Origin of the sequence: Microbacterium sp. CJ77 (assembly GCF_002911615.1) — a bacterium.
Classification (GTDB): Bacteria; Actinomycetota; Actinomycetes; order Actinomycetales; family Microbacteriaceae; genus Microbacterium.
The window spans coordinates 44658-69658 of sequence record NZ_PQBR01000015.1; the positions used below are offsets into that span (position 1 = coordinate 44658).

The window sequence follows — 25001 nt, forward strand, 5'->3', positions numbered from 1 at the left end:
CCGGACGTGGCATCCGCGCACGGGCAGGGACGTCGGACGACAGGGCTAGAGTCACCGAATGAGCACCACCCCTCCCCCTCTCGAGCACCCCAGCGCGCCCCCGACCCGCATGCCGCGCTCGATCGCCGGGCCGTCGAGCGTGTGGGTCGCGGTGCAGTTCACGCTCACCGGCATCGTGTGGGGGTCGAGCTTCCTCTTCATGAAGGTCGCGCTCGAGGGGATGTCACCGGGGCAGGTCGCCTGGTCGCGCCTCGTGCTCGGGGCGATCACGCTCGGGATCTTCGTTGCGCTCCGCCGCGAACGGCTGCCTCGGGTGCCGCGCGTGTGGATGCACATGACCGTGCTGGCGATCACCTTCTGCGTGATCCCGTTCCTGCTCTTCTCGTGGGCGCAGCAGCACGTGACGTCGGGGCTCGCGAGCATCTACAACGCTACGACGCCGATCATGACGGCGATCATGGCTGGGCTTCTCTTCCGCGTCGAGCGACTCAAGGGCATGCAGATCGCCGGCATCGTCGTCGGCATCCTGGGCGTCATGGTGCTGATCGCGCCCTGGGAGGGTCTCGACCTCGACCAGAGCCTCGTCGCGCAGCTCGCGACCCTCGGGGCGACCGCCTGCTACGGGTTCAGCCTCGCGTACATGCGCAGGTTCGTCTCGAACTCGGGCATGAGTGCCCTGGTGTTCTCGTTCCTGAACATCGGGATCGCCGCGGTGATCATGCTCGCCCTGACCCCGGTCGTCGCACTCGGCGAGGTCGCGCTCGATCCGTGGATCGTCGCGAGCATCCTGCTGCTCGGATGCCTCGGCACCGGCGTCGCGTACATCTGGAACCAGAACGCCCTCCGCGCGTGGGGCCCGACGCGCGCGTCGACGGTGACCTATCTCACGCCGGTCGTCGGCGTCGCGCTCGGTCTGATCGTGCTCGGCGAGCCGCTCTCGTGGAACGAACCGGCGGGCGCGGTCGTCGTGTTCCTCGGCATCCTGCTCGCGCAGGACCGCCTGCGGCTGCACCGCCGCGCCTGACGCCCACCACGCACGAGCAACGAAAAAGGGACGGATGCCGGAGCATCCGTCCCTCCTTTCGCGCAGGTGAAGTCGCGACGCGATCAGACCGCGAGCGAACCCTGCAGGTCGAGCTCGATGGTGACGTCCTTGCCGACGAGCACGCCGCCGGTCTCGAGGGCGGCGTTCCACGTCAGACCGAAGTCCTCACGGTTGATGACGGTCTTGGCGGTCGCGCCCGCCTTGTAGTTGCCCCACGGGTCGGTGCCGAAGCCACCGAAATCGAAGTCGAACGTGACGGGCTTGGTGATGCCCTTGATCGTCAGGTTGCCGTCGACGAGGAAGTCGCCGTTCTCGATCCGGACGCCGGTCGAGCGGAACTCCATGGTCGGGTAGGTCTCGACGTCAAAGAAGTCGGCCGAGCGAAGGTGGTTGTCGCGCCCCTCGTCCTTGGTGTCGATCGACGCGACGTCGACCGTGGCCTCGACCGTGGCCTCGAGCGGGTTTTCGGGTGCGGTGAGGGTGGCCGCCTTGACGCCGAAGGTGCCGCGCACCTTCGAGATCATCATGTGGCGCACGCTGAACTGGACCTCGCTGTGCGAGGGGTCGAGGGTCCAGGTGCCCGCCTTGTAGCCGGGGAACTCGATCGCGGTCGTGGTGGAGTCGGTCATTGTGATCCTTCGGTTTTGGGGGCCGGTTCTCCGGCAGTACGGCGGGTGTAACGCGCGAGGACGTCCTGTATTCCCGTGAATGCAATTTTTTCTTGCGCGGATTCGGTTCGTCAAAACGTCCGCACACGACGACGGCGGGCTCGGCTACGCGCGCCGAACCCGCCGTGACGACGAGATGAGGTCAGCCGACCTTGATCAGGTCGATGACGAAGATGAGGGTCTTTCCGCCGAGGAAGTGTCCGCCGGCCGGACCGTAGGCGAGGTGCGGCGGGATGACCAGCTCGCGTCGGCCACCCTCTTTCATGCCGGGGATGCCGTCCTGCCACCCCTGGATCAGACCGCGGAGGGGGAACTGGATGCTCTCGCCCCGGCCCCATGACGAGTCGAACTCCTCACCCGAGTCGAACTCGACGCCCGCGTAGTGGACGGTCACGCTGTCACCGGGCTTGGCCTCGGCACCCTCTCCGACGATCAGGTCGCGGATCACGAGAGTCTCGGGCGCGGGCCCCTCGGGGGCATCGAAGGTGGGCTTTGTGCGGTCTGCAGTCATGAGACCATCCAACCCGACGGCCTACGCGGGGTCAAAGCCGACGCGAGCACTCTTGACACCTTCACAGGGCGGGGGCAGACTCGGGGTAGGCCAACTCAGCGCCCGGTAGACACGCAGGCATCGCCGCGGCACCGGGCGCTGAGTCATTTCCCGGGCACTGTCCGAGCCCTGTCCAGGCACTGGCCGGGCGCTGTCCAGGCACTGTCCGGGCGCTCCTCCCTGCCGTCCGCGGACGGCGAGCCTCGACCCGACGTTCAGATCGAGAGCAGCGACGCCCGCGCGGCCGCCGTGCGCTTCAGCAGCACCGTCTCGTCTTCCGCGGCCGCGGCATCCCGTCCCGAAATCGCGCGCTGGCGAGCAGCGGCGAGTGCGGTGGCGTCGGCTATGAAGGAGCGCATGATCGCAGAGCGGTCGGTCCGGAGGGTCTTCGCCCATCGCATCGCGTCGCGGCGTCCCGACGGCGTCGCGAGCATGTCGACCTCCTGCGCGGTGAACCAGCCGGCGGACGCGTACTCGGCCAGCCGGGCGTGCGTCAGGCGTGCTTCTTCGCGACGGAGCGCCAGGATGCCGATCATGAACCCGATGAACAGCGGCACCTGCAGCGTCAGGTAGAGCGCGAAGAAGTCGCCGAGCATCGCCGAGCCGTTCCAGAAGGCGTGGAGCGCGATGGCGCCCATCAGTCCCAGTCCGAGCGCCCCGACGGCACGTCCGCCCCTCGCACCGCGCCGAGCCGCGAGTCCCAGCGCGAAGCCCGTGACCGCGGTGAACATCGCGTGCGCGAAGGGCGACAGGATGCCCCGGACGAAGAACGTCCCGGTCAGGTCTTCCGCACCCCCGTCCAGGTAGCTGATCGCGAAGTACTGGATGTTCTCGGTGAAGGCGAAGCCCGCTCCGACGAGCGCGCCGTACACGATGCCGTCCACGGGGCCGTCGATGGCGTGACGCGCGGTGAAGAAGATCAGCAGCAGCCCGAGCGCCTTCGCGACCTCTTCGACGACCGGCGCCTGCACGACGTTCGAAAAGAGATCGCGCGCGACGGAGTCGCTGTTGCCGATCAGCAACGTGACGCCGAGGTCCGCGAGCAGCGCGATGCCCACCGAGGCGACCGCACCCCACGCGATGGCGAAGACGACGAGCCCGCGGGGTTCGGGCTCCCACCGGTCGATGATCCTGACGGCGATCAGCACCACGGCGAACGGAACGAGCGCGACGATCATCCCGATGATGGATGCGCCCGGGCCGAGGAAGGTCAGGAAGTAGCCGACGAGCGCGACCAGCAGGACGGCCAGCAGCGCGAACAGCCAGATCGATGCACGCCGCCCCCTGCTCGGCGACGCGGGAACGGACTCGACGGAGGCGAAGACCGGCACGGGTGAGGGCGGAATGTAGGCGCCCGCGGCGTGCGGCGGCTGTTCGAGCGGCGACGCGAACGCGGGGGCGGGCGGAACGGATCCCGCCGAGCGTGGCGAACCGGGGCCGTCGGGCCAGGGCGGGGGCGCATAGGTCACCCGGCCAGCTTATGGCGGCCCTCCGCGGTCGACGGGCCGCTACGGCATGCGGCCGTCGCGGGCGGGTAGCGTGGGAGGGTGCGTTTTGCCCATATCGTGCCCTCCGGGGCGAGCTCCCCCGTCCTTGCCGTTATCGACGGCGAGGACGCGATCGCCGTCCCCGACCTCGTTCCGGACGGCCCCGCCGACCTCCAGACCCTGATCGAATCGGGCGAGGAAGGGCTGAGCCGGGTGCGCCGTGCCGTGGCGGCGCTGACGAGCGAGGCGGCGGACGCGGTGCCGAGGCATCCGCTCTCGAGCGTCGGATTCGCGTCCGCGTCGAACCGCCCGCCGCTGATCCTGGCCATCGGGCTGAACTACACGGCGCACTCGAGCGAGCTGGGGCTCAAGACGGACGCCGCTCCCACGGTGTTCAGCCTCTGGCCGAACTCGCTGACGGGCCACGAGCGCACGACGGCGTGGCCGCGATCGCTCAGCGAGGCCGTGGACTACGAGGCCGAACTGGGTGTGATCATCGGCGCTCCCGCCCGCGACGTCTCACCCGAGGATGCCCTCGATCACGTCTGGGGATACACGGTCGTCAACGACATCACCGCGCGCGACATCCAGTTCTCCGAAGCGCAGTGGTCGCGTTGCAAGTCGTTCGACGGATTCACCCCGACCGGCCCGTTCGTCGTGACGGCGGACGAGATCCCCGACCCGCAGAACCTGCACATCTGGGCCGTCGTCGACGGGCACATGGTTCAGGACGGTTCGACCAGCCAGATGGTCCGCACGGTGGCGACTCTCATCTCGCACCTCTCGGGTACGACGACGCTGCTGCCCGGCACGCTGATCTCGACCGGCAGCCCGGGCGGTGCCGGCTATTCGCGCGACCCGCAGATCTTCCTGCGCGACCGCTCGACCGTGACGGTCGGAGTCGACGGGATCGGCGAACTGACGACGCACTGCCGCATCATCGACTGACGCGCACGATCGATCCACCGGTCGTTGAGCGAGGCGGGAAGCGCGAGACGAGACGACGCCCGCTCCGCCGTCCTGCGTCCGCTCAACGACCGGACGGCGAGTCCTAGCCGCAGGTGATCGTGACGCCGTTGTCGAGCGTCCAGGTGCCCGGGCCGAGGTCGGCGCACTGGCGCAGCAGCTCGGCCGCGCCCGCGGCGAAGATGCTGACGAGGACGATCGCGACGATGATGCCGACAACGGTGAGGACCGCTCCGACGATGATCGCCCACACCGCGGGGGTGTTCTTGTGCCCGGCCTTGCGGCTCTGCACGAGCGCCACGATTCCGAGGATCAGGCCGATGATGTTCGCGAAGAACGCGACGATCAGGGCGACGATGCCGAGCGTCTTGCCCGGGACGGGGGCTCCGGGTGCCGCTCCGGCGGGTGCCGGGGGCGCGGAGGGGTAGGTGGGCGGCGGCGGGGTGTGGTCCGCGGGTGCGTTGGCGTCGGTCATGAGAAATCCTCTCGTCGGTACGGCCTCGAACCTATCGGTTCTCTATGAACACCGGCAACGGCGCGCGTTCATTCATCCGCAACCTGATGTCAGAGATCTTCGGCGGCGACGACGATCGGGATCGCGGCGGTGACGGCCTCGAGTCCCGACAGGCGCGCGGGCGACAGCTGCTTGGCGACCTCTTCCGCCGACATCAATCCCGCCTCGACGACCAAATCGCCGACATTCCGCCCGGTGAGCAGCGCCGCCTTGGCGAGCGCCGCGGATGCCGCATACCCGATGAACGGTGTGAGAGCCGTGACGACCCCGACCGACGACCCGACCATCGCACCGAGCCGATCGCGGTTCGCCGTTATGCCGTCGACGCAGTTGACCCGCAGGGTCCACATGGCCTGACGCATCCACGTGATCGACTGGAAGATCGAGTGCGCGATGACGGGTTCGAACGCGTTCAGTTGCAGCTGTCCGCCTTCGACGGCCATCGTGACCGTGACATCCGCTCCGGCGACCGCGAAGGCCACCTGGTTGACGACCTCGGGGATGACGGGATTCACCTTGCCGGGCATGATGCTGGACCCGGCCTGCCTCGCGGGCAGGTTGATCTCGCCGAACCCCGCCTGCGGTCCCGAGGACAGCAGCCGCAGATCGTTGCAGATCTTCGAGAGCTTGATGGCATTGCGTTTGAGCGACGCCGAGAACGACATGAACGAGCCGGTGTCGCTCGTCGATTCGACCAGGTCCGCCGCGGTCTCGAGCGGCAGCCCCGAGATATGGCTGAGCTGCCGAACGACCGACTGCGCGTAACTGCGGTGCGCGGTGATACCCGTGCCGATCGCGGTCGCGCCCATGTTGATCTCTGTCAGCAGGTGGGCGTTCTCGCGCAGACGGTGGTAGTCCTCGCCGAGCGTCGTGGCGAAGCCGTGGAACTCCTGCCCGAGCGTCATCGGCACGGCATCCTGCAGCTGCGTGCGTCCGACCTTGAGCACGTCGCGGAACTCCGTGGCCTTGGCGAGGAAAGACCTGCGCAGCAGGTCGAGCTCGTCGAGCAGACTGACCAGCGCCAGGCTCAACCCCACCTTGATGGCGGTCGGATAGACGTCGTTGGTGGACTGGCTGCGATTCGTGTGATCGATCGGCGACAGGAACGCGTAGTCGCCCTTGGATCTTCCCGCCAGCTCGAGCGCCACGTTGGTGATGACCTCGTTGGCGTTCATGTTGGTCGACGTGCCCGCGCCGCCCTGGATGACCCCGACCACGAACTGGTCGTGAAACTCACCGTCGATGATGCGCTGTGCCGCACGGTCGATCAGCTCGGCCCTCTCGGCGTCCAATACGCCGATCTCGCGGTTGGCTCGCGCGGACGCCTGCTTGACCATCGCCAGCGCACGCACCAGCTCGGGATACACCGAGATGGGCCGCTTGGCGATCGGGAAGTTCTCGAGCGCGCGGGCGGTATGGATGCCCCAATACGCGTCGATGGGGATCTCGAGGGTTCCGAGGGAGTCGGATTCGGTGCGGGTGGCCGACGTTGCGTCCACGTCGATGTGGGAGGCCATGTGGGTGTCCTTGTGGGTCGATCACGGCGGATAGAGGTGCCCCGAGCCTAACGCGCCGCGCCCCCCGCCCGTCGTGGCGCCGCCGGCAGAGGATTCCGGCGCGGCCGGAGGACTCTGCGCCCGAGAAAGCCCTCCTCCGGCGCAGAAGTCCTCCGCCGACGCGAGCCGACGCTCCTCGAATCAGCGATTCAACGGCGACATGTCGGCGTACCGGTCGCCGACGGGGGCGCCCACGTCGCCGAGCGCCGCGATCTGCTCCGGCGAGAGCACCACCGCATCCGCCGCGACGTTCTCCTCGAGCGCCACGATGCGACGCGTCCCCGGGATGGGGGCGATGTCGTCGCCCTGGGCGAGCAGCCAGGCCAGTGCGACCTGAGCGGGCGTCGCACCGACATCCTGCGCGACCGCTTCGACCCTCTCGACGATCGCGAGGTTCGCGCTCAGGGCGTCGCCGGCGAAACGCGGGTTGGAGCGGCGGAAGTCGCTCTCGTCGAGCTGGTCGAGCGAGCGGATCGCCCCGGTCAAGAAGCCTCGTCCGAGCGGCGAATACGGCACGAATCCGATGCCGAGTTCGCGGACGGTGGGCAGGATCTCGGCCTCGGGATCGCGCGTCCAGAGCGAGTACTCGGTCTGGAGCGCGGTCACGGGATGCACCGCGTGCGCGCGCCGGATCGTGGGGGGCGCCGCCTCCGACAGCCCGTAGTGCAGGATCTTGCCCTCGGTGATCAGCTCGGCGAGGGCACCGACCGTCTCTTCTATGGGGGTCGCGGGGTCCATGCGGTGCTGGTAGTACAAGTCGATGTGGTCCGTGCCGAGTCGGCGCAGCGACCCCTCGACCGAGAGCCGGACGTTCGCGGCGCTCCCGTCGAGCCCGCCCGTGTCATCGACCGTGTGCCGGATCGTGCCGAACTTGGTCGCGATCACGACCTCGTCGCGTCGGCCCGCGATCGCCCGGGCCAGGAGCTCTTCGTTCAGGTACGGGCCGTAGATCTCCGCCGTGTCGAGGAACGTGACTCCGAGCTCGAGGGCGCGGTGAATGGTGCGGATCGCGCCCTCATCGTCGCGGGCCGCGCCGGTGTAGAACGCGCTCATGCCCATGAGGCCGAGGCCGATCCGGCCGATGACCGGTCCATCCGTTCCCAGCGTGATCTTCTTCATGCGTTGGCTCCTCTTTCTTCGTAGATGGCGATCTTGATATCGATGGCGGCGAGGCTCGCCGAGATGTCGTCGAGCTGGTTCAGCACGGCGACGCGGTGCCGCACGAGCAGTTCGCGGCGCGCGTCGACCGTCTCGTCACCGCGCCGGACCAACTCGGTGTACTCGCGGATCGTCGTAATGGGCATGCCGGTCGACCGCAGCCTCGTCAGAAACTGAACCCAGGCGATGTCGGCGTCGCCGTAGCGACGGTGCGACGACGACGCACGCTCGACCGGATCGAGCATGAGCCCCGCACGTTCGTAGTAGCGCAGAGTGTGCGTCGAGAGTCCCGTCGCGGCCGCCGCATCCGAGATCGCGACGCCGTCCCGGTTGGGTGCCGGTTCGTGAGTGAGGGTCATGCCCCCACGCTAGAACTTCGAGCGCACTCGAAGTCAAGCGCTCGGAGCGGCTCCTCGATCGGGCTTGCGCGAGAAGACTTCGAGGCGCTCGGTGGGGGTGAGCCGGGACATCCGCTCGTACCACTCCGGGGCGAAGTAATCACCCTCGGCCGCACCCGAGACAGGTACGACGGAGTGCGTGATCGTGTCGTCGTAGACGTGCACGAGGTGGAACGACTGCCCGGCGTCCATGCCATTGACCGACAGCGCGGGGCGGGCGATGTCCATCGTGTAGCACGTGGCCGCCGCGACGCTCACGGGGACGCCGGCGAAGGTTCCGCTCGTCGAGTAGTGCAGATGACCGGCGAGAATCGCGCGCACGTCGCTTCCCGAGATGACCGCGGCGAGGCGCTCCTGTCGCTGCAGCTCGAGGATCCCGAAGAGCGGCACATGGCTCGGCAGCGGGGGGTGGTGCAGCGCGAGGATCGTGCCGAGCGGCGCCGGATCGGCGAGCCTGTCGCCCAACCAGTCGAGTTGCGCGTCGTCCAGATCGCCGTGATGCCAGCCCGGCACGCTCGTATCGAGGGCGAGCAGGCGCAGCCCCCCGAGATCCCACTCCCCCAGCACCGGATCCTCGCTCGGTTCGAGCCCGAGCAGACCGCTGCGGAGCGCCGGGCGTTCGTCGTGGTTTCCCGCGACCCAGGCCACGGGGCATCCCCACTCCCGCGCCACGGGCTCGATGATGGCGAGGAGCCGCGCGTAGGCGTCGGCTTCGCCGAGGTCGGTCAGGTCACCCGTGAACACGAGCGCATCGGGCGTGAGGCCGAGCTCGACGACCCGGTCCATCGTTCGGCGAAGGTTCGCTTCGGTGTCGTAGCGGCCGCCGAGTGGCACGTTTCCGGCGAGCAGGTGGGTATCGCTCACGTGGATGATCGTGCGCTTCGCGGGCGGGTACTGCCCGAAGGCGACGGAGGTCTCGGTCACCCGCCCAGCCTATGTCGAGGTTCGGACGCGACAAGGCGATATGCCGCCCACGAGAGGTCGCAACATGCCGCGCTCGACAAGTAGCCACGGCATGTTGCGTCCTCTCGATAGGGGCCCCGTGCAATCCGATCGCCCGTCCGCGGCGAATACGGGAGTGCGGGCCAGGGCGGTGCGCGGGGCGGAGACGATCATGGCGAACCCGAACAGGGTGAAGCGACCGGGGACCAAGCGGTTCCTCGCGTGGGCGGCGCTCGCCGGGGTCGTCAGCGCGGCGGTGTTCCTCGCCATCGCCGAGCTTCTCGCGCTGCTGTTCGCTCGCGGAGGGTCGCCCCTGCTCGCGGTCGGGTCGTTCGTGATCGACATCGTGCCGCAGCCCTTCAAGGAGTTCGCGATCGCGACGTTCGGCGAATACGACAAGATCGCGCTCCTCGTGGGCCTCGGCCTCGCCGTGCTGATCGCCTCGGCGATCGCGGGCATCCTCGAACTCGTCCGCCCTCCCCTCGGCGCGATCGCCCTGGGCATAGCGGGCGTCCTGTCCGTCGCCGCCGTCGTGACGCGCGCGGGAGCCACAGCGCTGTCGTGGATCCCCTCGGTCGCCGGCGCCGTCGCGGGCGCCGCGTTGGTCGTCGTTCTGGGACGGATGCTCCGCGCCTGGCGTTCTGGTGTGAACGCCTCGTCCGGCTCGACGTCGGGAGCCGCGGCGGGCGTGGCTCGACGCCGCTTCCTGCTGATCGGCGGCATCGCGGCCGCGGGTGCGGTGGTCGTGGGTATCGGCTCGCGAGTAGCCGGGGCCACGACATCCTCGATCGCGGCGATCCGGCGCGGGCTGAACCTTCCCGCGCCCCGCACGACCGTGACGGTTCCCGCGGGCGCCGAACTCGACATCCCGGGCATCTCGCCCCTCTACACACCCAACGCGGACTTCTACCGCGTCGACACCGCGCTGACGGTGCCGAGCGTCGATCCCGGGACCTGGCGCCTGAGCGTCGTGGGCATGGTCGACACCCCCCTGGAGCTGACGTTCGACGACCTGGTCGGGATGGGCCTGGACGAGTACTCCGTGACCCTCACCTGCGTGTCCAACGAGGTCGGCGGGGACCTCGTCGGCACCGCGAAATGGTGGGGCGTGCCGATCCGCGACGTCCTGCGCGCAGCCGGGCCCGCCGCGGGGGCGGACATGGTGCTCTCGCGCAGCGTGGACGGATTCACCGCGAGCACACCGCTCGAATCGCTGACGGACGACGGGCTCGACGCGATCCTCGCCGTGGCGATGAACGGCGAGGCCCTCCCCCTCGAGCACGGCTTTCCGGTGCGGATGGTCGTGCCCGGGCTGTATGGCTACGTGTCGGCGACGAAGTGGCTCACAGAGCTGAAGGTCACGACCTTCGCGGACGACGAGGCCTACTGGACGCCCCGCGGATACAGCGCCCAGGCGCCGATCAAGATGTCGTCGCGCATCGACACGCCCCGGCCCGGCAACCCGGTCGCCGCGGGACGCGTCCCCATCGCGGGTGTCGCGTGGGCGCAGACGGTCGGCATCGACCGCGTCGAAGTGTCGATCGACGACGGCGACTGGCAGGTCGCGACGCTCTCGACCGCGGTCGGCGTCGACACGTGGGTGCAGTGGTTCGTCGACTGGGATGCGACTCCGGGCACGCACTACGTCACGGTACGCGCGGTGAACGCCGCGGGCGAGACTCAGACGCAGGAGCGCGCCCCGATCGCCCCCGACGGCTCGAGCGGATGGCAGCGCACCCTCGTCACCGTGACGTAGCGCGGGCCCGCTCGGACCGAATGCCTGACCCCTCCCCGGCCACGAAACGCGGCATCGGACCGCCTCCCACGCGCATCGACTGCCACGCGAGCGGCGTCGACGCCCTGCCCGGATGCCTCGGCTAACGTGGGTCCGTGACCCACGACGCCTCGACCACCGAGAACGACCGACCCCAGACATCCGCCCCCTCGGCGCCGCACGTGCCGCACAGCCGCGAGTTCCACGGCGACGTCGTGGAGGATCCGTACGAGTGGATGCGCGCGAAGGACGACGGGGCCGTCATCGCCCACCTCGAGGCCGAGAACGCCTATACGGCCGAGCGCACGGCGCACCTCGCGGGGTTGCGCGAACGCATCTTCGGTGAGATCAAGGAGCGCACGCTCGAGACCGACCTGTCCGTTCCGTCACGCCGCGGCGCGTGGTGGTACTACGGGCGCACGATCGAGGGCAAGCAATACGGCGTGCAGTGCCGCGCTCCCCTGGCATCGCCGGATGACTGGACCCCGCCGCAACTGACGCCCGGCGAAGCCGTACCCGGCGAACAGGTGCTGCTCGACGCCAACGTCGAGGCCGAGGGCAACGAGTTCTTCTCGCTCGGATCGTTCGACGTGTCGGACGACGGACGCCTCATGCTCTTCGGCGTCGACGTGGCGGGCGACGAGCGGTACACGATCCGCGTGCGCGACCTCGAGACCGGAGCCGAGCACGGCGACGAGATCCCCGGAACCTCCTCCGGCGCGGAGTTCTCGCCCGACGGCGCGTCGATCATCTACTCGACCGTCGACGACGCCTGGCGCCCCGACACCCTCTGGCGCCACGTGGTCGGCACGCCGGTCGCGGACGACGTCAAGCTCTTCCACGAGCCCGACGAGCGCTACTGGCTGGGCGGCGGCTTCACCCGCAGCGAGAAGTTCCTCGTCATCGGGCTCGGTTCGTCGATCACGTCCGAGGTCTGGCTGGTGCCCGCGGACGACCTGACCGCCGAACCGCGCGTCGTCTGGCCGCGCCGCGAGGGCATCGAGTACTCGGTTGACCACGCGATCGTCGACGGTGCCGACCAGCTGTACATCCTGCACAACGAGGATGCCCTGGACTTCGAACTGGTCCGGGTCCCGGCGTCCGACCCCGCGGGCGATCGCACCATCGTGCGCCCGCACACTCCCGGCATCCGTCTGCTCGATGTGGATTGCTTCCGCGACTTCGCGACGATCGAGTACCGGCGCGAGGGCCTCGCCCGCATCGGCCTGCTCGATTACGCGACCGGCGACGTCGACGAGCTCGCGTTCGATGAACCGATATACGCGGCGGGCTTCGGCGGCAATCGCGAGTGGGCCCCGCCCATGTTGCGCCTGGGCTACGACTCGTTCGTCACCCCGAACACCGTCTACGACTACCGCCTTGCCGACGGCGAACTGCTGCTGCGCAAGCGCCAGCCGGTGCTGGGCGGGTACGAGGCATCCGATTACGAGCAGGCGCGGGTGTGGGCGACGACGCAGGACGGCACGCAGGTTCCGATGTCGCTCGTCTGGAAGCGCTCGTTCGGCGACGCGGGGATCGCACCCCGCCCGCTGCACCTGTACGGCTACGGCTCGTACGAGCACTCGATCGAGCCGCGTTTCTCGGTCGCGCGCCTGTCGGAGCTCGACCGCGGCGTCGTGTTCGCGGTCGCGCACGTGCGCGGCGGCGGCGAGATGGGTCGGCAGTGGTACGAGGACGGCAAGCTCGCGCAGAAGCGCAACACCTTCACCGACTTCGTCGACTGCGCCCTGCACCTGATCGACGCCGGCTACACCTCGCCCGACCGCCTCGTCGCCGAGGGCGGGTCGGCGGGCGGGCTGCTCATGGGAGCGGTGGCGAACCTGGCGCCCGAGTTGTTCGCCGGTGTGCTGGCAGACGTTCCGTTCGTCGACGCTCTGACGACGATCCTCGACCCCTCGCTGCCGTTGACCGTCATCGAGTGGGATGAGTGGGGCGATCCGCTCCACGACCCCGACGTCTACGCGTACATGAAGTCGTACTCGCCGTATGAGAACGTGCGCGAGGGCGTGACCTATCCCCGGATCCTGGCCGTGACATCGCTCAACGACACGCGCGTGCTGTACGTCGAACCGGCGAAGTGGGTTGCACGGCTGCGCGAGGTGGGCGCGGATGCGCTGCTGAAGTGCGAGATGGTCGCCGGACATGGCGGAGTCTCGGGGCGCTACAACGCCTGGCGCGAGCGGGCGTTCGAGCTCGCCTGGCTGCTCGATGTGCTGGGCGTCGCCGACGCGACCTGACTGCCGCGTCGCTCCCGGCGGCGGCAACCCCCACCCCCGGACCGTGTCCCACCCCCGGACCGTGTCCCACTTCCGATGACCCATGTCCCACTTCGGCGCGGTATATGCGCCGCATACCGCACCGAAGTGGGACACCCCATCCGTGGGGCCGGGCCCTCGAGACGGCACCGACGCGGGCTCACGCGCCCTCGTGCCAGCCGGCACGGATGAGCGCACCCCGCACCCGCTCCACGGCCCGCCACGCTCCGTTCCGCATATGGACATTGAGGATGCGCACGTGCTCCCAACCCTGCTCCCGAATGCTGTCCCAGCGGTCGGCGTCCTTCGCGAACTGGCGCCGGTCGGTCTCGTGCACACGGCCGTCATACTCGGGACAGACACCCCACCGGGGATAGGCGAGATCGAGTTCGGCCACCGGCCTCCCGCCGTCGTCACACAAGACCCAGTTGATCTCGGGCTCGGGCAGCCCCGCACGCGTCAGCGCCAAGCGCAGCCGTGTCTCGCGAGGCGAACGCACGCCGCTGCGCACCTCGACCAATGCACGACGAAGGATGCCTCGCCGTACGTCGCCCATCACCTCGATCTCTTCACGCAGCTGCTCCGAGGTGGCCAACGGCCGCGCGCCCGACAGCAGGTAGTCCGCGGCGGCGATGAGATCATCGAGCGCCCAGAGCGACCCGACCTGGCGCCAGGCACGCACGGGGGCCTCGATCGGAAGGCCACCACGGCTCAGGATCACCGCCGATTGCCGCGCCTGAAGGCGATGACCGACCACGCCGGGGATGCGGGGTTCGCGACTCGGGCGATGCGCTGCCACGTGCAGGCGCGGACGATACGGCCATTCCGGCATCGGCACGCCCGCCGCCTCGAGCGCGGTCTCGTGGCTGAAGAACTGCCAGCCTGCGAGCCGCGGCGCATACTGTGCGGCGATCTCGAGCGACGACGCCGGGACGGGTAGCGACCGCGACGTTCTCAGCCCGCGATGCGGCGACCGGAGGTCGCTGCGGGAGAGCCGTGCGGCGTTCACGCCCATCGCTCGCGCCTCAGACACTCGGAACACCGGAGGAAGATCGCTGGGAAGAGGCTCGGGTCGTCGCATCCGCCCAGCGTCCTGGACTTCGAGCCACGACCCGACCGGCCACCACCTGGCCGCGGACTCTCATCGACCACGCGCGGTTGTGGAGGATGCACCCGTACATCCGCTATCCCGGACTGCCGGCCGCTCGCTCAGGGTGTGCGTGTCCCACTTTCAACCGCTGCGCGAGGCGCAGAACGGTCGAGAGTGGGACACTCACCCGCGAAAGTGGGACATCAACAGCACGAGGAGGGCCGCGCGACGACCCGACGGGTCAGCCGAAGAGCGCCGCGGCCTCTTCGTAGCGGTAGAGCGGCACCGTGTTGAGCTCGCCCAGGGCGTCCGCGAACGGCACGCGCACGATGTCCGTGCCCTTCAGCGACACCATCTGACCCCATGCCTCGGCCACCACGGCATCGGCGGCGTGCAGCCCGAGCCGCGTCGCCAGCACCCGGTCGAAGCCGGAGGGCGAGCCGCCGCGCTGGATGTGTCCCAGCACCGTAGCCCGCGTCTCGATGCCGGTGATCCGCTCGATCTCGGGTGCGATGACCTCGCCGATTCCGCCGAGCCGCGGGCGGTTGAACGCGTCGAGACCCTTGTCGCTGAAGGCCTCGTCCATGTCCTTGAGCTTGAAGCCCTCCGAGACCACGACCAGCGGCGCGCGGCCCCGGTCGTGCGCCTTCGAGACGAGCTCGCAGATGTCGTCCATCGACATCGGGACCTCGGGGATCAGGATGGCGTGGGCCCCGGCCGCGATACCCGCGTGCAGTGCGATCCAGCCCACGTGTCGCCCCATGACCTCGGCGACCATGCACCGCTGGTGCGAGTCGCCCGTCGTCCGCAGCCGGTCCATCGCCTCGGAGGCGATGTTCACGGCGGTGTCGAACCCGAACGAGTAGTCCGTGGCCAGCAGGTCGTTGTCGATCGTCTTCGGCACGCCGATGACGTTGATGCCGTCCTTGGACAGGCGGTCGGCCGCGGCGAGCGTGCCCTCGCCACCGATCGCGATGATGCCGTCGATCCGATGCCCGTAGAGGGTCTTCGCGATGTTCTCGGCGCCACCCCGGGGCCCCTCGTAGGGGTTCGTCCGCGAGGTGCCGAGGATCGTTCCGCCGACCTTCGACAGGCCCTTCACCTCGTGGCGGGTCAGGGGGAAGAAGTCCCCGTCGACCACGCCGCGCCATCCGTCACGGATGCCGACGAACTCGAGGTCGTACGCGGTCGTGCCCTTCAGCACGACGCCGCGGATGACCGCGTTGAGCCCGGGGCAGTCGCCGCCGCTGGTCAGGATGCCGATCTTCATGTGTGATCCTTGCGTTTCGGGAGGGGGATCCGGCGACGCTGCCCCCGTCACACTATCGCCGGATGCCCCGACCTGCCACACGCCCGACAGCGGGCCCGCGGCATCCGGTACCGGAATCCGCTATTCGCCGCCGAGCGCCCGCCGGGTGAGATGCATGAGGGCGCTGAGCTGGACGGAATCGCTCGAGGCCGGATCGACCGCTTCGCCGTCGAGAGCACGCAGGGACAGCCCCTGCTTCGAGTCGATCAGCTCGGCGATCTTCGTGTCGATCGTGTGCGCGGCGATGATGCGCCATGCCGTGACCGGTTCGCCCTGTCCGATGCGGTGCACGCGGTCGATCGCCTGCGTCTGCTCGGCCGCGGTCCAGCTGAGCTCGGCGAGCACGACGTTCGACGCGGCCTGCAGGTTGAGTCCGACACCGGCGGCCGTCAGCGAACACACCGCGATACCGACGGCGGGGTCGTTGTTGAACGCGTCGATCCCGTCCTGTCGACTCGCGGTCGTCTGGTCGCCGCGAATCGAGATCGTCTTCAACCCCGCCGACGCGAAATGCGCCTCGGCGGCATCCATGACATCGATGTGCTTGGCGAAGAACACGACCTTGCCCACCGCGCGCTGCAGCTGCACGGCGTAGTCGGCCGCGAGGTGCGCCTTCGCCTGACCGATCTTGCGGACCATCGTGAAGACGTTCTCGGACCCGGCACCGGCGGCCTTGGACTCATCGAGCTCGTTCTGCGCCACGAGCCGGACGATGTCGGCGTCGATGTCGTCACCGAGAGGGCTGCCCATGCCAGCGCCCATGCCGCGGTCGCCGCGCGCCGTGACGATGCGGCGGTACCGATCGGCGAGGCGTTGACCGAGCTCGCGCTCGGCGTCCCGGATCGAGCGCCCGAATTCGTCGTCGAGCTCGACCGGCAGATCGGCGATGAGCTTGTCGGGCAGGTCGGCCGCGACATCCTTCTTCTTGCGACGGACGATGCCCATCGAGATGACGGCCTCGCGCGCCTCGGGATAGAAGGCCTTGTCCGCCGGAGTCATGCCCGTCGCGTCGAGCTTCTCCATCAGCTCGGGACCGGGCTTCTCGCCGTTGGTCCAGCCCAGGAAGCGCCAGATCGCGTCGAAGTCCTCGACGTCGTTGATGAGCGGCGTGCCCGTGAGCGCCATGAGCAACGGGTTGCCACCGGGCGTCATCTCGCGGATGCGTCCCGCCAGCGTCAGCACGTTCTGCGAACGCTGCGACGAGAGGTTCTTGATGAAGTGCGCCTCGTCCACGACCATGCCGCGCAGCCCGATCGAGCTGAGCCACGCGAGGTGGCGATCGAGGATTTCGTAGTTGACGATGAAGATGTCGGCGAAGGCGTCGAGCGTCGCGCCATCACCCTGGATGACCGTCGCGCGGCGATGCGGTGTCCACCGCTCGACCTCGCGAGCCCAGTTCATCTTGACGACGTTCGGCACGACCGCGAGCAGCGGGTAGGCGCTGGCGACGGATGCCGCGAGGAGCGACTGCGCTGTCTTGCCCAGACCCGGCTCATCCGCGAGCAGGAATGTGCGGTGACCATCGCGGACCGACTCGAGAAAGCGCGACTGGTGCGCCATGATCTCGCGCCCCTTGGGCGAAAGCCGGTCGAACTCGGGAACGGGAGGCAGCTCCATCGACGCGGCACCGCCCCCGGCACCCGTCTCGAACGCCTTGTACAGCGGGCCCATCAGTTCCCAGCCGTCGAGCCGACGACGCGGGCTCTCGCGCCGCACCGGGCGATCCAGGTCGGGCGCGAGGAAGGGGTTGGCGAGCTGACGCGCCTCGATGGCGGGCGGCACGACCTGCTTCTCGGCGAGCGCGGGCGGCACCACAGGTGCGAGCACGGGAGCCGCATCCGTGATGATGAGTTCATCCGGTGCCAGCTCGGCACCCGATTCCAGCAGCCAGTCGCGGCGCATGCGCCGGGCGACCGGCGACGTCGCCTGGTCGACTTCGAGCAGCTGAATGAGCGAGGTGTCGCGCGCGGCGGTCTTCGCGAGGATGGTCGCGACTCCGTCGAGGCGCTTGAGCGACTCGGAGCGCACCGCATCCGGAACCGTGACGTCTGTCTTCACCCGGGCGCGCTCTTCGCGCACCAGGAATGCGATGACCTGGAATTTGACGCGGTTGGTCGGTCCCAGCTTGCCGCGCTGGGCCTTCGCCTCGACCTCGCGCACCTTGCGCGCGAGGATCGGGATCAGGGGCGCGTCGTCGTCGCGACGTGCGGACGACTGTTTGCGACGCCTGTGCAGCTGTGACTGTGCCGTGCTCGGCATGCTCCTCCTGAGCGTGTGCACCGGGTGAACCGGTGTGATCTCCAACCGTGTGGCCGGCGAACTGATGAAACCCCGTGGGCGGCTGGTGGGCCGTGACAGACACGGGCGAGAAAAGCGGGGGCGTTGCGTGAAGCGGATGCCTCGGCGCGAACGACGCAGCGCCATTCCTCCCGCATATTCTACGGCATCCGGGGCACTCCTCGTGCCCGCGACGCGTCGGCCGCGTCTCGTCAGCCCCAGAGCGCCGCGTCAGCCCCAGAGCGCGGCGTCAGCCCCAGAGCGTTGCGACGATGTCCTCGGTGTAGCCCTGAGGACCGAAGTTGATCCACCGCGTGGACACCCAGCCGTTCGCGCGCAGATAGTGGGTCTCTCCGAACGAGTTCTCTCCGTCACTCTGCTGCGCCCGGCACACGGTCCCATCCGCGAGATCCTCGCACGCGAAGCCTCGATCGGGAAGCGATTCCAATACCGCCCGAGCCTGTGCCTCGTCGACGATCGTGACGTTCGTCGCCAGCCCGTATGACGACGGCAGACCCCACGAGCACCGAAGCGTCTGCACTCCCGAGCCGAGCACCTCGAGCGCCTCGACGATCTCGGTCGATTCCATCGTCACGCCCGGGTCGTTCAGGGGCGGATTCCCGGACTCCAGAACCGACAGCATCGCGGCGGAGTAGATGTCCTCGCATCGCACGGGGATGGAGATGTCCGCCGCGGGCTCGGTGCTGGGCGAAGGCGAAGCCGACGCCCCGGGTGTCTCGCCGAGCGTCGTGATCTCGGGCGTCGGGTCTCCCGTGCTGGTCGGCTCCGGTTGCGGCGTGGCCGAGCATCCCGCGAGCACCGCCGAACTCCCGAGCACCACGGCCAGCAGGCCTCGACGCAGCAGCGACGCGGATCGGTCGGGGTGCATGGCATCCTCTCGGCACAGGGACTCCCCCTAACCTACCGTCGCCGCGCGCCTGCCCGTGCCGCCGGTCCGCGCGTGCGAATGACGACCAGCGAACGCGTCGTCTCAGCGAGCCGAGCGCAGCCGCAGGCTGTTCAGCACGACGAACACGCTCGAGAACGCCATCGCCAGGCCCGAGATCATCGGGTTGAGCAGGCCCAGGGCAGCGAGCGGGATCGCCGCGACGTTGTAGCCGAAGGCCCAGAACAGGTTGCCGCGAATCGTCCGCATCGTGCGTCGAGCAAGGCTCAGCGCCGTCACGATCGACTCGGGATCGTTGCGGACGAGCGTGATATCGCTCGCGTGCATCGCCGCATCCGTTCCGCCCCCCATCGCGATGCCGAGGTCGGCAGCGGCGAGCGCCGCCGCGTCGTTCACCCCATCCCCGACCATCGCCACCCGGCGTCCGCTGGCACGACGGCGCTCGACCTCTGCCAGCTTGCCCTCGGGCAGCACTCCGGCAACGACCTCGCCGATGCCCACGGCGGCGGCCACCGTGCGCGCGGCGTCGGGCCCATCACCCGTGAGCAGCACGACCTCGATCCCCTGCTCGGTCAGGCTCGCGACGGTCCGCACCGCACCCTCGCGCACCTCGTCGCCGACGGCGAAGACCGCACGAGCGGCGAGCTCTCCGGATGAACCCGTCCATCCCACGACGATGACCGAGCTGCCGTCCTCGCGGCGGAGGGCGGCATCGAGATCGGCGGGCAACGCACCGGTCTGCTCGAGAGCGAAAGCGGCGCTGCCGGCAAAGGCGGGCACGCCGTCGACGAGGCCGGTCACGCCCCGGCCCGCATGGCTGCGGAAGTCCGCGAGCCGGGCGGCTTCGCCCGTCCCCGCCCGCGCCTCGTCGTGTGTCACGATGGCGCGCGCGATCGGATGCTCCGACCCGGCTTCGAGCGCTGCGGCGACCCGCACGGCCTGGGCCCGAAGCGCCGTCTCGTCCGGGAGCTCGGTCTCGTCCCGGCGGATGCCCTCGCGGGCGGGTCGGGTGACGACGACCTCGCGCACCGTCATCGCGCCGGTCGTGAGCGTGCCCGTCTTGTCGATGAGCACGGTGTCGATGCGGTTCGCCGACTCGATGGCCTCGGGTCCGGTGATCAGCACGCCCAGCTGCGCGCCGCGCCCGGTTCCCACGAGGATCGCGACGGGCGTCGCGAGGCCGAGCGCGCAGGGGCAGGCGATGATCAGCACAGCGACCGCCGCCGTGAATCCAGCGGCCAGAGGCTGACCGAGCGCGACCCACGCGATGAGCGTCAGGAGGGCGAGCCCGATCACGATCGGCACGAAGATGCCCGAGATCCGGTCTGCCAGGCGCTGCACGCGACTCTTGCCCGCCTGGGCGTCTTCGACGAGGCGCGCGATGTGCGCCAAGCGGGTGTCGGCACCCACCGAGACCGCGCGGACGAGCAGGCGCCCGTCGACCGCGACCGTGCCGCCGGTCACCTCTCCCCCCGCACCGGCCTCGACCGGCACGGCCTCACCCGTGAGCATCGACGCATCCACGGCCGCGCGGCCCTCAACGACGATGCCGTCCGTCGCGATCGTCTCTCCCGGACGCACGACGAACCTGTCGTCGACGCGCAGACGCTCGACGGGGATCCGCTCGCCACCCTCGAGCTCGACATCCTTCGCCCCGAGGTCCATGAGCGAGCGCAGTGCGGCCCCGGCGCGGCGCCGCGAGCGTTGCTCGATGTACCGACCGAGCAACAGGAAGACGGTGACCGCCGCCGCGACCTCGAAGTAGACGAGCGCGGTTGCGTCGTGCACGGGGCCGAAGAGCACCACCTCGTGCCGCAGCCCGATCTGCCCCGCGCTGCCGAAGAACAGCGCCCACACGCTCCACACGTAGGCCGCCATCGTGCCGAGGGTGATCAGGGTGTCCATCGTGGCCGTTCCGTGACGTGCCGCGGCGAACGCGGCGCGGTGGAAGGGCCATCCTCCCCAGAACACGATCGGCGTCGCGAGGACGAGCGACACCCACTGCCAACCGGCGAACTGCCACGCCGGGACCATCCCGAGCACGACGACCGGCAGCGCGAGCGCGGCACTGACGATCAGCCGCGTCGCCAGCCGGGTGCGGCCGGGGATGTCTTCCACATCGTGCTGGTGTCCGCCGTGCTCGTGTTCGTGCACGGAGGGCTCGTGGTCACGGTCAGCACCCTCATCACCGGTGCCGGGGGCGTCGTGGGCGTGCCCGCGCTCAGGGCTCGCATGGCGCTCGGGACGAACCCGCGCGGTGTATCCGGCTTCCGCCACCGCCGCGACGAGCCGCGCATCGTCGACGTCCGCGGGCACCTGGACACGCGCCGACTCGGTTGCCAAGTTCACGGATGCCGAAACCCCCTCGACCTTCTCGAGGCGCTTCTCGACGCGCGCAACGCAACTGGCGCACGTCATTCCCTCGATGTCGAGGGTCGCCTCACGGGAGGGCGTCGGAGTCGCGGCGGTCATGCTCGGCCCGCGAGCGCGTAGCCGGCCTCGCCCACGGCGGCCGCCAGTCGCGGTTCGGGGATCTCGTCGATCGACTCGACGGCAACGGTCGCCGCCGACAGGTCCACGGTCGCCGTCTCGACGCCGGCAAGGTCCGAAACCTCGTGCTCGACCGATCGGGCACAGTGGCCGCAGGTCATTCCCTCGACACGGTAGGTGCGAATCGTCATACGGATGCCTCCTCGCCCGCCATCTTCGACGGTGCACTGTTCGACAACCAGGATACCCCCCTGGGGTATTCCCGCGGTGGATCAGGAAGACGCCAACCAGGTCGACAACGTCCCGGGCCGATCCGTCACGATGCCATCGACGCCGATGTCGACGGCATCGCGCCACTCCCGATCCTCGTTGAACGTGTAGACGACGACGCGGATGCCCGAGGCATGCAGTTCGTCGACGATCTCGGGGCGCGCGATCACCGCGCTTCCCTTCACGAGCACGCCGCGCACCCCGAGCGAACGTGCCGCGTCCACGACATCCGCGGGAAGTGCGCGCAGGATGGCGAGCCGGGAGATGACGTCGGACTCGCGCGCCACCAGGGCCAGGGTCCGGGCATCGAAACTCGCCGCGGCGACCCGGCGCTCCAGACCCCGCGCGTCGATCTCGGCGACGAGATGCCCGACCGCGACCGGCGTCCACTCCCCCTTCAACTCGATCACCGCGCGGGTCGGGGATGCCGCGAGCAGATCGAGGAATTCCTCGACCAACGGCACCGGGGTTCCCGCGAAAGCCGGGCCGAACCACCCGCCGGCGTCCAGGGCTCGAACCTCCGCCAGCGAGAGTTGCGAGAGGCGGCCGAATCCGTTCGTGGTCCGATCGACCGTGGCGTCGTGCATCAGGACGGCCGCACCATCGACGGTGAGCGCGACATCGACCTCGACGTAGTCGAATCCGGCGGCGATCGCGGCCCGGATCGCCGGAAGTGTGTTCTCCGGCGCGCTGCCTGCGTCACCCCGGTGGCTCGCGACGAACGCCGCCTGACCGGGGTCTCGTGTGGCCCCCATCAGTTCGTGGGCCGAAACGGGCGCGGGCGAAGCGCCGAGGAACGCGACCGTCAGGCTCGCGGCGGCGAGCACGGCGACAACGATCAGCGGGCCGACGCCGCGAGTGGCAGCGCGCCCGTCGGCGACGGCTTCGGGCATCGTCGGCCTTTCGAGACGGTCGCGTCTCCGTCGACGCGTGAGCCCACTGTAGACCCCGCCGTTACCTATTCGTTACACCTCGTCGCGATCCCCTGTCCGGGGCTGCCCCAACCAGCGGCGCCGCGTACGCTGGAAGCATGCCCCTCGACATCACCGAGGCCGCGCTGGCGGCCACTCTCGACCACGCGATCCTCAAGCCCGACTTCACACGCGCCGACGTCGACGCCGAGCTCGAGACGGCGGCCCTGTGGCGCGTATTCAGCGTGTGCGTCCGCCCCTCCGACATCCCGTACGCCGTCGCACGGCTCGAGGGCACCGGCGTCGCCGTCGGCACCGTCATCGGCTTTCCTCACGGCACGACGTCGACCGCGGCGAAGGTCGCCGAGGCTCGTCAGGCGATCGCGGACGGCGCGACCGAGCTCGACATGGTCGTGAACATCGGATGGCTGCGGTCCGGCTTCGACGCCGAGGTCACCGCCGATATCGCCGCGGTGGTCGAAGCGGCCGGCGGCCTGATCACCAAGGTCATCCTCGAGACGTCGCTGCTCGACGACGAGCAGATCGCCCGGGGCAGCCGCCTGACCGAGGCGGGTGGTGCCGACTTCGTCAAGACCTCCACGGGTTTCGCGGGCGGCGGCGCGACCGTCCCCCACGTCGAGCTGATGCGTGCGAGCGTCGGGCCCGGTGTTCAGGTCAAGGCATCCGGCGGTGTTCGCGGACTCGACACCGCGCTCGAGATGCTCGCGGCCGGTGCGACGCGGCTCGGCACGAGCGCCAGCGCGACGATCCTCGGCGAGCTCCGTGCGCGTCTGAGCGGCGACGAGACCAGCGCCGCGATCGACGAGTCGTCGTACTGACGGCGTGACCGAGCAGCGCTGACGGATTCAGCCGGGGAGCGTGGCGCTGACGGGCGCCCGTCAGGCCCGACGGGACATGTCCGGGGCCACGGGAGCGGTCAACAGGATCTCGCGGGCCCGCTCGACGTCGTCCGCCATCTGGACTTTGAGCGCCTCGATCCCGGCGAAGGCGGACATTCCGCGGAGGCGTGCGACGAACTGCACCTCGACGATATGCCCGTACAGGTCGAGGTCGGTCTCGTCGAGCACGTACGCCTCGACCTGGCGGCGGTGGACGTCGTCGAAGGTCGGGTTGTCCCCCACCGAAATGGCGGCCGGGTACCGCACACGCGTGCCCGGGGCGCTCGCGGCGACGCCGTCGATGAGCCAGCCCGCGTAGATCCCGTCGCCCGGAACCAGCCCCTCGGTCGCCGGCTCGAGATTCGCGGTCGGATATCCGAGCTCACGCCCGCGCTTGGCGCCGTGAACGACCTCGCCCCACACCGCGGGCGGTCGACCGAGCAGCTTCGCGGCGGCCGCGACATCCCCATCCGCGAGGAGCTCGCGAATCCACGTCGACGAGACACGACGCCCGGCCGGAGAACTGCGCACGTCGGGGATCTCGTCGACGCCGAAGCCGTACTTCTCGCCGAGACGCCGCAGCAGCGCCGCATCGCCCGCGCCCCCGCGTCCGAACCGGAAATCTTCACCGACCAGCACCAGTCGGGCGTGCAACGACTCGACGAGAACGCGGCGCACGAAGTCCTCGGGCTCTTCCGAGGCCAGGCTCTCATCGAACGCGAGCATGAGCGTCGCGTCGATTCCCGTCATCGACAGCAGGGCGGCCTTCTGATGGGCTTCGACGAGCGCAGGCGGACGCTTCTGCGGGTTGAGGAGCGCGAGCGGATGCCGATCGAACGTCACGATCGCGGACCGAGCACCGATACCCGCGGCATCCACGAGCATCTTCTGGATGATCGCGCGATGACCGGCGTGGACGCCGTCGAACTTGCCGATCGCCACGACGGAGGGCCCGAAGTCATCGGGTACCTCGTCCGGGGAGTGGAAGAGGATCATCGCCGCGCCTCGGTGGCGGGCGCTTCGGATTCGACCTCGGCCTGAACGTCGGCCTGTGCCGCGGGCGGATGAGTCCGCAGCCACCACAGGCCCACGAACGGCAGCACGAGCGGGATGAAGAGATAGCCGTAGCCGAATACGGACCAGACCGTGGGGTGGTGGAAGACGTCGGGGATCACGAGGCTGAGCGTTCCGACGATCAGGACACCCAGCAGCTCGAACGTGATGGCGATCCACGCCACGACGTACCAGCGGCGCGTCCCGGCGAAGACGAGCGCGAGCGTCGCCAGCACGTAGACGGCGGCCGCGAGGGCCGAGAGCGAGTACGCGATGGGGGCTTCGTCGAAGCGTTGCGCGATCTGCACGAACGAGCGGCCGAGGGCGGCGAGCGCCATGATGGCGTACACCGCGACCAGCACACGTCCGATGCCGGTCATCCGTCGGCGCGCAGAAGAACTCATATCCCGACAATCCTACGGCGATCCGACCTCGCCGAGAGGCGCCCGATGTCGAGCCGC

At 69.5% G+C, this 25001-nt stretch carries 22 protein-coding genes; 5 read left to right on the forward strand and 17 right to left on the reverse strand.

Features of this window, described 5'->3' with window-relative positions; translation table 11 throughout:
• Positions 1-109 precede the first annotated feature (109 nt).
• Complete coding sequence (locus C2868_RS09405; protein WP_232711219.1) at positions 110-1024, forward strand: DMT family transporter; 915 nt, start codon at positions 110-112, stop codon at positions 1022-1024.
• Between the two features lie 83 nt (positions 1025-1107).
• Here the strand turns inward: C2868_RS09405 and C2868_RS09410 are convergent, their stop codons facing one another.
• The 3 genes from C2868_RS09410 to C2868_RS09420 all read right to left on the reverse strand — a co-directional run bounded on the left by C2868_RS09410 (position 1108) and on the right by C2868_RS09420 (position 3732).
• Positions 1108-1674: a YceI family protein gene (locus tag C2868_RS09410; protein ID WP_100810419.1), complete on the reverse strand. Its 567-nt coding sequence runs from the start codon at positions 1672-1674 to the stop codon at positions 1108-1110.
• A gap of 181 nt (positions 1675-1855) precedes the next feature.
• Positions 1856-2224, reverse strand: coding sequence for an FKBP-type peptidyl-prolyl cis-trans isomerase (locus C2868_RS09415; RefSeq protein WP_100810418.1), 369 nt, complete (start codon positions 2222-2224; stop codon positions 1856-1858).
• Positions 2225-2478: 254 nt separating this feature from the next.
• Positions 2479-3732, reverse strand: a complete 1254-nt coding sequence (locus C2868_RS09420) for a PrsW family intramembrane metalloprotease (RefSeq protein ID WP_100810417.1) — start codon at positions 3730-3732, stop codon at positions 2479-2481.
• A gap of 78 nt (positions 3733-3810) precedes the next feature.
• Between C2868_RS09420 and C2868_RS09425 the strand changes: the two genes are divergently transcribed.
• On the forward strand, positions 3811-4698 hold the full coding sequence (locus C2868_RS09425; protein ID WP_100810416.1) for a fumarylacetoacetate hydrolase family protein: 888 nt from the start codon (positions 3811-3813) through the stop codon (positions 4696-4698).
• Positions 4699-4801: 103 nt separating this feature from the next.
• Here C2868_RS09425 and C2868_RS09430 read toward each other — a convergent pair whose 3' ends face one another.
• The 5 genes from C2868_RS09430 to C2868_RS09450 all read right to left on the reverse strand — a co-directional run bounded on the left by C2868_RS09430 (position 4802) and on the right by C2868_RS09450 (position 9266).
• Complete coding sequence (locus tag C2868_RS09430) at positions 4802-5191, reverse strand: hypothetical protein (protein ID WP_100810415.1); 390 nt, start codon at positions 5189-5191, stop codon at positions 4802-4804.
• A gap of 89 nt (positions 5192-5280) precedes the next feature.
• Positions 5281-6747 carry an aspartate ammonia-lyase gene (locus tag C2868_RS09435; protein WP_100810414.1) on the reverse strand — a complete coding sequence of 489 codons (1467 nt, stop codon included), beginning with the start codon at positions 6745-6747 and terminating at the stop codon, positions 5281-5283.
• A gap of 180 nt (positions 6748-6927) precedes the next feature.
• A complete protein-coding gene (locus tag C2868_RS09440) occupies positions 6928-7905 on the reverse strand; it encodes an aldo/keto reductase (RefSeq protein WP_100810413.1) in 978 nt (325 codons plus the stop codon).
• Positions 7902-8303, reverse strand: a complete 402-nt coding sequence (locus C2868_RS09445) for a MerR family transcriptional regulator (protein WP_100810412.1) — start codon at positions 8301-8303, stop codon at positions 7902-7904. Before C2868_RS09445 ends, C2868_RS09440 begins: the two co-directional genes overlap by 4 nt.
• A gap of 33 nt (positions 8304-8336) precedes the next feature.
• The gene (locus C2868_RS09450; protein ID WP_100810411.1) at positions 8337-9266 is read right to left on the reverse strand and encodes a phosphodiesterase; all 930 of its coding nucleotides are present in this window, start codon (positions 9264-9266) and stop codon (positions 8337-8339) included.
• 190 nt (positions 9267-9456) lie between these two features.
• Here C2868_RS09450 and C2868_RS09455 point away from each other — a divergent pair, with 190 nt between their 5' ends.
• Entirely contained in the window at positions 9457-11040 is a 1584-nt protein-coding gene (locus C2868_RS09455; protein WP_100810410.1) for a molybdopterin-dependent oxidoreductase, read from the forward strand.
• Positions 11041-11174: 134 nt separating this feature from the next.
• On the forward strand, positions 11175-13316 hold the full coding sequence (locus C2868_RS09460) for a S9 family peptidase (protein WP_332870751.1): 2142 nt from the start codon (positions 11175-11177) through the stop codon (positions 13314-13316).
• Positions 13317-13494: 178 nt separating this feature from the next.
• On the opposite strand, the gene C2868_RS09465 is transcribed toward C2868_RS09460, so the two are convergent.
• The 7 genes from C2868_RS09465 to C2868_RS09495 all read right to left on the reverse strand — a co-directional run bounded on the left by C2868_RS09465 (position 13495) and on the right by C2868_RS09495 (position 22570).
• Positions 13495-14349: a hypothetical protein gene (locus C2868_RS09465; RefSeq protein WP_103663182.1), complete on the reverse strand. Its 855-nt coding sequence runs from the start codon at positions 14347-14349 to the stop codon at positions 13495-13497.
• A 316-nt stretch (positions 14350-14665) separates the two neighbouring features.
• A complete protein-coding gene (locus tag C2868_RS09470) occupies positions 14666-15694 on the reverse strand; it encodes an ATP-dependent 6-phosphofructokinase (RefSeq protein ID WP_100810407.1) in 1029 nt (342 codons plus the stop codon).
• Positions 15695-15814: 120 nt separating this feature from the next.
• Positions 15815-17992, reverse strand: coding sequence for a DEAD/DEAH box helicase (locus tag C2868_RS09475; RefSeq protein ID WP_100810406.1), 2178 nt, complete (start codon positions 17990-17992; stop codon positions 15815-15817).
• A gap of 268 nt (positions 17993-18260) precedes the next feature.
• Positions 18261-18899: a hypothetical protein gene (locus C2868_RS09480; protein ID WP_100810405.1), complete on the reverse strand. Its 639-nt coding sequence runs from the start codon at positions 18897-18899 to the stop codon at positions 18261-18263.
• Positions 18900-19001: 102 nt separating this feature from the next.
• The gene (locus C2868_RS09485; protein ID WP_100810404.1) at positions 19002-21389 is read right to left on the reverse strand and encodes a cation-translocating P-type ATPase; all 2388 of its coding nucleotides are present in this window, start codon (positions 21387-21389) and stop codon (positions 19002-19004) included.
• A complete protein-coding gene (locus C2868_RS09490) occupies positions 21386-21598 on the reverse strand; it encodes a heavy-metal-associated domain-containing protein (protein ID WP_100810403.1) in 213 nt (70 codons plus the stop codon). The genes C2868_RS09485 and C2868_RS09490 overlap by 4 nt, the downstream gene beginning before the upstream one ends.
• A gap of 81 nt (positions 21599-21679) precedes the next feature.
• Positions 21680-22570, reverse strand: coding sequence for a glycerophosphodiester phosphodiesterase family protein (locus C2868_RS09495; protein WP_100810402.1), 891 nt, complete (start codon positions 22568-22570; stop codon positions 21680-21682).
• A gap of 137 nt (positions 22571-22707) precedes the next feature.
• On the opposite strand from C2868_RS09495, the gene deoC reads away from it, so the two are divergent.
• The gene (gene deoC, locus C2868_RS09500) at positions 22708-23427 is read left to right on the forward strand and encodes a deoxyribose-phosphate aldolase (protein WP_100810401.1); all 720 of its coding nucleotides are present in this window, start codon (positions 22708-22710) and stop codon (positions 23425-23427) included.
• A 60-nt stretch (positions 23428-23487) separates the two neighbouring features.
• Here deoC and C2868_RS09505 read toward each other — a convergent pair whose 3' ends face one another.
• Both C2868_RS09505 and C2868_RS09510 read right to left on the reverse strand, forming a co-directional pair.
• The gene (locus tag C2868_RS09505; RefSeq protein ID WP_100810400.1) at positions 23488-24483 is read right to left on the reverse strand and encodes a bifunctional riboflavin kinase/FAD synthetase; all 996 of its coding nucleotides are present in this window, start codon (positions 24481-24483) and stop codon (positions 23488-23490) included.
• Positions 24480-24944 carry a hypothetical protein gene (locus C2868_RS09510; protein WP_100810399.1) on the reverse strand — a complete coding sequence of 155 codons (465 nt, stop codon included), beginning with the start codon at positions 24942-24944 and terminating at the stop codon, positions 24480-24482. The genes C2868_RS09505 and C2868_RS09510 overlap by 4 nt, the downstream gene beginning before the upstream one ends.
• Positions 24945-25001 lie beyond the last annotated feature (57 nt).

What these genes read in the sequence shown, in the direction of transcription:
- C2868_RS09405 (WP_232711219.1), top strand. Translation starts at nt 110, where the DNA reads ATGCCGCGCTCGATCGCCGGGCCGTCGAGCGTGTGGGTCGCGGTGCAG.
- C2868_RS09410 (WP_100810419.1), bottom strand. Translation starts at nt 1,674, where the DNA reads ATGACCGACTCCACCACGACCGCGATCGAGTTCCCCGGCTACAAGGCG.
- C2868_RS09415 (WP_100810418.1), bottom strand. Translation starts at nt 2,224, where the DNA reads ATGACTGCAGACCGCACAAAGCCCACCTTCGATGCCCCCGAGGGGCCC.
- C2868_RS09430 (WP_100810415.1), bottom strand. Translation starts at nt 5,191, where the DNA reads ATGACCGACGCCAACGCACCCGCGGACCACACCCCGCCGCCGCCCACC.
- C2868_RS09435 (WP_100810414.1), bottom strand. Translation starts at nt 6,747, where the DNA reads ATGGCCTCCCACATCGACGTGGACGCAACGTCGGCCACCCGCACCGAA.
- C2868_RS09440 (WP_100810413.1), bottom strand. Translation starts at nt 7,905, where the DNA reads ATGAAGAAGATCACGCTGGGAACGGATGGACCGGTCATCGGCCGGATC.
- C2868_RS09445 (WP_100810412.1), bottom strand. Translation starts at nt 8,303, where the DNA reads ATGACCCTCACTCACGAACCGGCACCCAACCGGGACGGCGTCGCGATC.
- C2868_RS09455 (WP_100810410.1), top strand. Translation starts at nt 9,457, where the DNA reads ATGGCGAACCCGAACAGGGTGAAGCGACCGGGGACCAAGCGGTTCCTC.
- C2868_RS09465 (WP_103663182.1), bottom strand. Translation starts at nt 14,349, where the DNA reads ATGGGCGTGAACGCCGCACGGCTCTCCCGCAGCGACCTCCGGTCGCCG.
- C2868_RS09470 (WP_100810407.1), bottom strand. Translation starts at nt 15,694, where the DNA reads ATGAAGATCGGCATCCTGACCAGCGGCGGCGACTGCCCCGGGCTCAAC.
- C2868_RS09475 (WP_100810406.1), bottom strand. Translation starts at nt 17,992, where the DNA reads ATGCCGAGCACGGCACAGTCACAGCTGCACAGGCGTCGCAAACAGTCG.
- C2868_RS09480 (WP_100810405.1), bottom strand. Translation starts at nt 18,899, where the DNA reads ATGCACCCCGACCGATCCGCGTCGCTGCTGCGTCGAGGCCTGCTGGCC.
- C2868_RS09485 (WP_100810404.1), bottom strand. Translation starts at nt 21,389, where the DNA reads ATGACCGCCGCGACTCCGACGCCCTCCCGTGAGGCGACCCTCGACATC.
- C2868_RS09490 (WP_100810403.1), bottom strand. Translation starts at nt 21,598, where the DNA reads ATGACGATTCGCACCTACCGTGTCGAGGGAATGACCTGCGGCCACTGT.
- C2868_RS09495 (WP_100810402.1), bottom strand. Translation starts at nt 22,570, where the DNA reads ATGCCCGAAGCCGTCGCCGACGGGCGCGCTGCCACTCGCGGCGTCGGC.
- deoC (WP_100810401.1), top strand. Translation starts at nt 22,708, where the DNA reads ATGCCCCTCGACATCACCGAGGCCGCGCTGGCGGCCACTCTCGACCAC.
- C2868_RS09505 (WP_100810400.1), bottom strand. Translation starts at nt 24,483, where the DNA reads ATGATCCTCTTCCACTCCCCGGACGAGGTACCCGATGACTTCGGGCCC.
- C2868_RS09510 (WP_100810399.1), bottom strand. Translation starts at nt 24,944, where the DNA reads ATGAGTTCTTCTGCGCGCCGACGGATGACCGGCATCGGACGTGTGCTG.